At 65.7% G+C, this 6,980-nt stretch carries 8 protein-coding genes; 2 read left to right on the forward strand and 6 right to left on the reverse strand.

Features of this window, described 5'->3' with window-relative positions; all coding sequences use genetic code 11:
• Window positions 1–18 precede the first annotated feature (18 nt).
• Genes AC27VN_RS04580 through AC27VN_RS04600 form a run of 5 tightly spaced genes read right to left on the reverse strand, consistent with a single transcriptional unit; the run spans window position 19 to window position 3,431 of the window.
• Window positions 19–696, reverse strand: coding sequence for a pilus assembly PilX family protein (locus AC27VN_RS04580; RefSeq protein ID WP_490875788.1), 678 nt, complete (start codon window positions 694–696; stop codon window positions 19–21).
• Window positions 678–1,853, reverse strand: coding sequence for a PilW family protein (locus tag AC27VN_RS04585; RefSeq protein ID WP_490875789.1), 1,176 nt, complete (start codon window positions 1,851–1,853; stop codon window positions 678–680). The genes AC27VN_RS04580 and AC27VN_RS04585 overlap by 19 nt, the downstream gene beginning before the upstream one ends.
• Window positions 1,853–2,332 carry a type IV pilus modification protein PilV gene (gene pilV / locus AC27VN_RS04590; protein ID WP_296774877.1) on the reverse strand — a complete coding sequence of 160 codons (480 nt, stop codon included), beginning with the start codon at window positions 2,330–2,332 and terminating at the stop codon, window positions 1,853–1,855. Before pilV ends, AC27VN_RS04585 begins: the two co-directional genes overlap by 1 nt.
• On the reverse strand, window positions 2,326–2,931 hold the full coding sequence (locus tag AC27VN_RS04595; RefSeq protein WP_296774880.1) for a pilus assembly FimT family protein: 606 nt from the start codon (window positions 2,929–2,931) through the stop codon (window positions 2,326–2,328). The genes pilV and AC27VN_RS04595 overlap by 7 nt, the downstream gene beginning before the upstream one ends.
• A gap of 17 nt (window positions 2,932–2,948) precedes the next feature.
• Window positions 2,949–3,431, reverse strand: a complete 483-nt coding sequence (locus tag AC27VN_RS04600; protein ID WP_296774883.1) for a type IV pilin protein — start codon at window positions 3,429–3,431, stop codon at window positions 2,949–2,951.
• Between the two features lie 236 nt (window positions 3,432–3,667).
• Between AC27VN_RS04600 and AC27VN_RS04605 the strand changes: the two genes are divergently transcribed.
• Window positions 3,668–5,398, forward strand: a complete 1,731-nt coding sequence (locus tag AC27VN_RS04605; RefSeq protein ID WP_490875790.1) for a PglL family O-oligosaccharyltransferase — start codon at window positions 3,668–3,670, stop codon at window positions 5,396–5,398.
• Here AC27VN_RS04605 and moaC read toward each other — a convergent pair.
• On the reverse strand, window positions 5,395–5,886 hold the full coding sequence (moaC, locus tag AC27VN_RS04610) for a cyclic pyranopterin monophosphate synthase MoaC (protein WP_490875791.1): 492 nt from the start codon (window positions 5,884–5,886) through the stop codon (window positions 5,395–5,397). The two genes, AC27VN_RS04605 and moaC, sit on opposite strands and share 4 nt — an antisense overlap.
• 53 nt (window positions 5,887–5,939) lie before the next feature.
• On the opposite strand from moaC, the gene AC27VN_RS04615 reads away from it, so the two are divergent.
• On the forward strand, window positions 5,940–6,980 hold a 1,041-nt coding region (locus AC27VN_RS04615; RefSeq protein WP_490875792.1), incomplete at its 3' end, for a M48 family metalloprotease.

Consider the following 6,980-nt stretch of genomic DNA (forward strand, 5'->3'; position numbering starts at 1 on the left):
GGTGCGAGAGCTTTCGCCCTAGAGTTGAACGATGGTTTCGATGTAGCTCACCGAGTTGCGGGAGCCACGCACCTGCACCACGATGCGGTAGAAGGCGCCGGCGGCGGGCTGGGAAATCGATCTCTCGCCTGCTTCGTGACCGCTGCTTGCGGCACTGGTGGCTGTTGCGCAGTTGTTGGTGCCGGTGACGGCCGTCGATACGGCCCCGGTCAAACTGCAGAGACGGAAGATGGTGTACGAGAGCTGGTTGTTGCCGTTGGGCGTCGTGCCGGCATCGACGGCCTTCAGCGTGCAGCTGCCGTTGGTGCCCGCATAGGCGCAGGTGCCATCGGCGTACCAATCGATCAATTGGCGCGAGGTGTTGCTCGCATATTGCCGGCCCGTGACGTCAAGCGGTGCCGTGCTGTCCGTATCGCGCGAGGTGGCGTAGTAGCCGCTGTTGGGAACATCCGCCGTCAGGTCGGCCTGGCCCTTGAGCCACACGAAGGCCTTGCGCGCAGCCTGGTCGCCCGCCGCGGTGGCGTCCTGCTTGAAGCTCAGGTTACCGAGCAACAAGGCTCCCGTGTCGACTGACCGTACCAGCGAGAGCGTCGCCAGTCCCAGGATCACCAATGCGATCAGGGCGAAGATCAGTGCCGCGCCCTTTTGGCGGCGAAGTGCTATGAAGCGGTGCATGTTCAGCTGGCGGAGTTCCACAGCACGTTGCGCAGTGGAATGATGGTGTCGTAGACCCGGTAGCGGTAGTGCTTCCAATCCGGTACGTGGCTGACCTTGATCGACAGGCACTTGCTGCCGCCGTGGCAATCCGCCGCGCCCGTGACGGTTGCGCTGGCGCCGAGGTCCCAGAGAGGATCGGCCTGGGTCACGGCGTCGGTTTCATCGGCTTTCTTGATCGGCTCGTACTGGGTACTGCGGGCCACCACCGCGATGCGGATCGCCAGGACCTGCTGCCAGCCGGCACTGGTCGTGGGTGTGCTGCTGTCATAGGTGTCGACCACACCGTCGTTGTTCGTGTCTTTTCCGTACAGCGCTTGTAGATTCACGATGTTGGGAAAGAGCTCGGAGGTGGATCCCGCGGCAGTTGCCGTACGTGTCGTGATCTGCAGTGCGAGATTGCTGCTGATCGAATAGGAGCTGTAGCCCAGGCCACCAAGATTGAGCAGGTAGCTGGCCGTGATGGCGGAGAGCGCGGAGTTGTTGTTCCAGCTGGGAAGCGCACCTTCGACATGCGGCACGCGCAGCGCCCACAGCCCCGTGTTGCTCGACGTGCCGGCGCCGTCATCGGTGACCGAGAACAGGCGGCAGGGCGCAGAGACTCCCCATGGATCCGGAATAGCGACCATCAGGTCGCCCGCCTTCACGCCCAGTGACGACTGCACGGTGAAGTAGTCAGAGGATTGCGCGGTCACCGTCACGGGTACCGAGAAGCCGGCCGTCCGGCTTTGAAGGATCGTCACCGTGTCGGGAGCGCCACTGGCCCCGTCGGTGATTTCGACGGGCGCCAGGGTGGAGGCGAAGGTTTCGGCCGTGGCGCCGGCATTGAGCTTGAATGTGCCCTGAAGCGGACAGCCCATCGCATCCGGCTTGATCGCCAGGCCATAGCCCGCCATGGCGATATCGCGTTGCAGCGTGTAGGCCGCCAATGCACCATTGATCTGTGCATCGTTCCCGCTCGCGATGGTGCGCTTGCGGCTCTCGCTCGTTGCGAGGATCTGCGTGATGACGAGCACGGTCAGCAGTCCCAGCAGCAGGCCGACCATGAGCTCGACGAGCGTGAGTCCATGCATGCGCGACCGAGAAACAAGTGCGGGCGGCGCGAACGACCGCGCGGGGACGTGATGGGGGCGTGTCATCAGCTGGCCGCCTTCGCGGAGACGTTGCTCTGCGTTTCGTAGGTGTGGGTGCTTCCGCCGGGCAGTGCCCACTGGATCCGCACCGAGACATTCCCGGCATTGGTACCCGTTCCCACCGTGATGGCGGCGGTCGCTCCCGGAAGAAGCAGGGCGAGCTTGTCGCGCCATTCGGTGCAGGAGGTGGCGCTGCATGAATCGGTTCCGGCATAGCTGCTGAGGTTGCTGATGTCGGCCCACATGCGACCGATCAGTTCGCTGGCCAGGTACGCCGCGTTCGCACGCGTGTTGGCCTCGCTCTCGGCCCGGACCAATGCAGTCTGCAGGCCGATGAATCCCAGGATGCCGAACATGAAGATCAGCAGCGCGACCAACACCTCTATCAGGACGATGCCGCGATGGCTTCTTCCCCGCGATGGGACATGTGGCCGGAGGGGACGGATGCGGGACGAGGCGCGCATGGCGACGAGATCCTTCAACATTTGCGGGGATCGTTGGTCTGAATGGAGGACCGCGGGTCGCAGATGCGGACCCCGCCCCCCGTCTCGACGATGACCATGAGGTCGAGGTAGGTGGTGTCGGTCTTGGGGCCGGTGATCCGCACGCGATTCAGCGGCGAGGATGTGGTGTCCAGGCGTCCGAGGCCATCGAAGGTCGTCGTGGTGGCAGCGGTACCTACAACTGTCTTGTCGCTCGTATTGGAAGAACTGCCCGCCGAGATCTTGACGCCGCTACTCGAGGAGCCGATCGCGCGCGACCCGAGGATGGAGGCGTTCCCGCACTTGCCTGCCGGCGAAGTGGTGTTGATCACCCATGAGCCGCTCGTGGATGACAGCGCGCAACTGTTGTCCATCGTGCTGCCATTGGTCAGCGATACGAGGTAGAACGACACGCTTTGATTGCGGCGGACGGCCTCCATCCGCGCTGCCTGGAGACCCGCCTGCAAGCCGTCCGCCGCGCTCCGGATACGGGTGTTGTCGAGCCATACGCCAATGCTGGGCAAGGCGACGAGCAACCCGACGGCCAGCACCGCCATGGTGACGACCAGCTCGATCAGCGTGAAGCCGCGGACGCGGTGCATGTGTCGCATCGGGAGACTCAGCAAGCGCTGGACCGTGTCAGCCAGCAGTTGGCGGAAACGGTGGCGCCTTTGAATTTCGATGTCGAGCGATTGCCGTTCTGATCGATGGAATAGACATCGTTCTTCACTTGGCCGCTCGTACCCGTTGCACTGATGGAATAGGCCTGCTGCGCCCCGTCCGTGATCGTGCAGGCGTAACTGAATCGGTTCGTGGCCTTGAATTCGTTCCAGCTGGACGCCGTCGCGTCGTTGGCGCAAGTGGTGCCTGAGCCGTACTTTCGGTTGTCCTGGTAGTACTGCTCCATCTTGGCGCGGAAGTCGGAGAGTGCGTTGAACGCTTCCGGCTGCTGGCCACGGCGGATGTAGTCGTTGTACGAGGGCAAGGCGATCGCTGCCAGGATGGCAATGAGGGCCACGACGATCATCATCTCGATGAGGGTGAAGCCCGGTGCGCGGGCCACGGGCGCGATGCGACGGGGCGGAAAAATGGAAAACTTCAAGGGCACCTCTCGGGGATGGACCGGGTTGGGTGACGAATGTGCGTGCACCTGACAATGGTCACAGAATGTCTCCAATTGTGTTTTATTGCAAAACCACTGATCCAGAGCGGCCGACCATTCGTCAGCAACAGCAGGTGTCGATCAAGGGTTGTGCATACTTTGTTTGTAAATAGTTTGGATTTCATTGCCTGAGGCCATGGTCCGCCCGTCGTGCCGCCGAGCAACAATCGCTTTGGATGTCCTCGGTCCTCAAGCGAACCCCTCTACTCGGAAACGCCTCCCGCATCGGCTGCGCGGGACTCGTCGCGCTTCCATTTCTCTGCCCGCTGGTGGCGGGCCCGTCCGCCAATGCCTGGCAACTGCTCGCTGCCGGGCTGTGCGCCGCCCTGCTGCTGCTGTCGGCGCGCGGTGACGTCATCGATCGACGTCTGGTCGTCTGGCTGGGTTGCTGCGCCGTGGCAATCGCGATCTCGTTCCAAGGCTTCGCGGACCTGCGATCCATGGCCTGCGCGGCGCTGGCTGGCATCGCTTTGTCGGCCCTCGCCGGGGCGAGCCGGGAGGGCAAGGCCGTATCCATTCCGGCTGCATTGGCCTGGGGAATCCTGGCGGTCGGCGTCGCCAACGCGGTTGTCGGTCTGCTCCAGTACAGCAACCTTGCCAAAACCCTGCTCCCCTGGATCACCTCTCCCACCTCCGGCCGTGCCTGGGGCACGCTGCGCCAGCCCAATCAGTTCGCCACGTTGATCAGCCTGGCGCTGGTCGCCGCCCTTTGGTTGCATGCGACGTGGGACTCCCGCCGTATGCGAATCAGCCTCATCGCAGCCGTCGTGCTGCTGATTGCCGCCACCGCTGCGTCAGGCTCTCGCACCGGCGTGCTGCAACTCGCGCTGATCGCGGTCGCGGCAGGGGCGGTGGCCTGGAAGGAGCGCCGCGCCCTAACTCCGGCCCGCCGCCTGCCCCCACCCCTGGCGCTGCTGGCCATGCTCCCCCTCTACTTCGCCCTGAATTGGCTGCTACCCCAGCTCGCAGCCATCGGCACCAGCCACAAGGCCGTCGCCTCAGCCGGCGCCCTGGTCCAACGCCTCCAACCCACCGCCCTAGGCAACGAAAGCCGCCTCATCCTCTGGCACAACGTCCTCTCCCTGATCGCCGAACGCCCCTTCACCGGCTGGGGCTGGGGCGAACTCAGCTACGCCCACTTCATGGCCGTCTACCCGGGCCCGCGTTTCCCGGTGCTCCTGGACAACGCCCATAACCTCCCCCTGCACCTCGCAGTAGAACTCGGCATCCCCGCCGCCGTGCTGATTTGCGGCGGTTTCCTCTGGCTGGTGATCTCCGCCCGCCCCTGGCGCGAGCGCGACCCGAACCGGCTCATGGCCTGGGGGCTGGTGGGCGTGATCCTCGTGCACAGCCTGCTCGAGTACCCGCTGTGGTACGGCCCCTTCCAGCTGGTCTTCGGCTTGTGCCTGGGCATACTGTGGCCTGCGCGCGCCAGCGGCGATCGAGCGTCGCCGCCATCGAAGAAGACAAAGGCATGGTTCCCCGACGGCCCAAAGCTCTCGGCCCTGGCAAGCATCGCCCTGCTCTCGTTCGTCGTCCACGCCGCCTGGGACTACACCCGCATCAGCCAGATCTACCTCCCGCGCGACGAGCGCCTGCCGCCCTGGCAGGACGACACGCTCGCCAAGGTCCGGGATTCCTGGTTGTTCGCGCGCCAGGTCGATTTCGCCGAATTGACGCTGACGCCGGTCACGCACGAGAACGCGGCGCGGATGCACGCGCTCGCCGAGCGGACGCTGCATTTCTCGCCGGAGCCGCGTGTGATCGTGAAGTTGATCGAGAGCGCCGAACTTTCGGGCCGCGAGGACGAAGCGCGCCTGATCGCCGAACGTTTCAGGGTGGCATATCCGGGCGCTTACGCTCACTGGCTCAGGCACAACCCGAGTGACGGGGCACCAGCTCCCTAGGCTGCAGGAGCCGTCCAGCTCCCCGACTTCCCGCCATGCTTCTCCACCACATGCACCCCGGTGACCGTCATTCCGCGGTCCACCGCCTTGCACATGTCGTACACGGTCAGGAGCGCGATCTGCACAGCGGTCAGCGCCTCCATCTCGACGCCGGTCGGCCCGACGGTCTCGACCGTGGCGGTACATCGCACATGCGGCGTCGCGTCGCCGGCCTCGGAGAGCGCGAGGTCGACCGCCACCCGGGTGATGGCCAGCGGATGGCACAGCGGGATCAGGTCGCTGGTCTTCTTGGCGGCCTGGATGCCGGCGATGCGCGCGATGCCGAGCACGTCGCCCTTCTTCGCGCTGCCCGAGGCGATCAGCGCCAGGGTCTCGGGCCGCATCTCGATGCGGCCGGTGGCCACGGCCACGCGATGGGTGGCGGGCTTGGCGGCGACGTCGACCATGTGGGCCTGGCCCTGGGCGTCGAAATGGGTGAGTGAGCTCATGGTGAACGTTCAAGAGGGAGGTGCATCATACGAGCCCGAGTTCTGGACAAGCCATGCCACGCTGGACCCCACCCCCTCGCAAGAAACGACCCTTCGTCCCCGCCCTGCGGACGGTTTGCGCTAGCGTTTTAATAGCGTCCCAGGTGCTGATGCCGCCGCTGGCGCGCGCGCAATTGCTGCCGGGGCTCGGGGACGGCGGCGAGATGACGGCGACCGCCGAGCGCCACCTGGGCGACCAGATCGCGCGCGAGCTCTACCGCGACACCGATTACATCGACGACCCGGTGATCGCCGACTACGTGCAGGAGATCTGGCAGCGCCTGCTGGCGGCGGCGCGGGTGCGCGGCGAACTCACGCCCGAACTCGACGAGCGTTATGCCTGGGTGGTGATGCTGGGACGCGACCGCAACATCAACGCCTTCGCGTTGCCGGGCGGCTACCTCGGGCTCAACCTCGGGCTGGTGGCGGCGGTGGGCAGCCGCGACGAGCTGGCGACCGTGCTCGGGCACGAGCTGTCGCACGTCACGCAGCGGCACATCGCCCGCATGATGGACAAGCAGAACAAGCAGTTCCCGTTGATGCTCGCGGGCCTGATCCTCGGCATGATCGCCGCGGGCAAGAGCCGCAGCGGCGGCGACGCGGGCCAGGCGATGGTCCTGGGCAGCCAGGCGGCATTCATGCAGAACCAGCTGAACTTCTCGCGCGACATGGAGCGCGAGGCCGACCGCGTGGGCTTCGGCGTGATGACGCAGGCCGGCTTCGCACCGCAGGGCGCGGCCACGATGTTCGAGAAGCTGCAGTACGCCTCGCGGCTCAACGACAACGGCTCCTTCCCCTATCTGCGCAGCCATCCGCTGACGACCGAGCGCATCTCCGACATGCAGGGCCGCTTCCAGTTCCGCATGGACACGGTGCCGCCGCCGGTGCTGCTGATGGACCATGCGATGGTCTCCTCGCGCGCGCGCGTGCTGACGCGCCCCGGCGTCGACGTGCTGCGGCAATGGGTCGACGCGGCCTCGGCCGGCGAGTTCGCCAAGAGCACGCCGGCCCAGCAGGCGGGCACGCTCTACGCGGCGGCGCTGTCGGCCAAGGAG

It is taken from the genome of Variovorax sp. 20P10.2.4 (assembly GCF_058244205.1).

What these genes read in the sequence shown, in the direction of transcription:
- pilV (WP_296774877.1), bottom strand. Translation starts at nt 2,332, where the DNA reads ATGTTGAAGGATCTCGTCGCCATGCGCGCCTCGTCCCGCATCCGTCCC.
- AC27VN_RS04595 (WP_296774880.1), bottom strand. Translation starts at nt 2,931, where the DNA reads ATGCACCGCGTCCGCGGCTTCACGCTGATCGAGCTGGTCGTCACCATG.
- AC27VN_RS04585 (WP_490875789.1), bottom strand. Translation starts at nt 1,853, where the DNA reads ATGACACGCCCCCATCACGTCCCCGCGCGGTCGTTCGCGCCGCCCGCA.
- moaC (WP_490875791.1), bottom strand. Translation starts at nt 5,886, where the DNA reads ATGAGCTCACTCACCCATTTCGACGCCCAGGGCCAGGCCCACATGGTC.
- AC27VN_RS04605 (WP_490875790.1), top strand. Translation starts at nt 3,668, where the DNA reads ATGTCCTCGGTCCTCAAGCGAACCCCTCTACTCGGAAACGCCTCCCGC.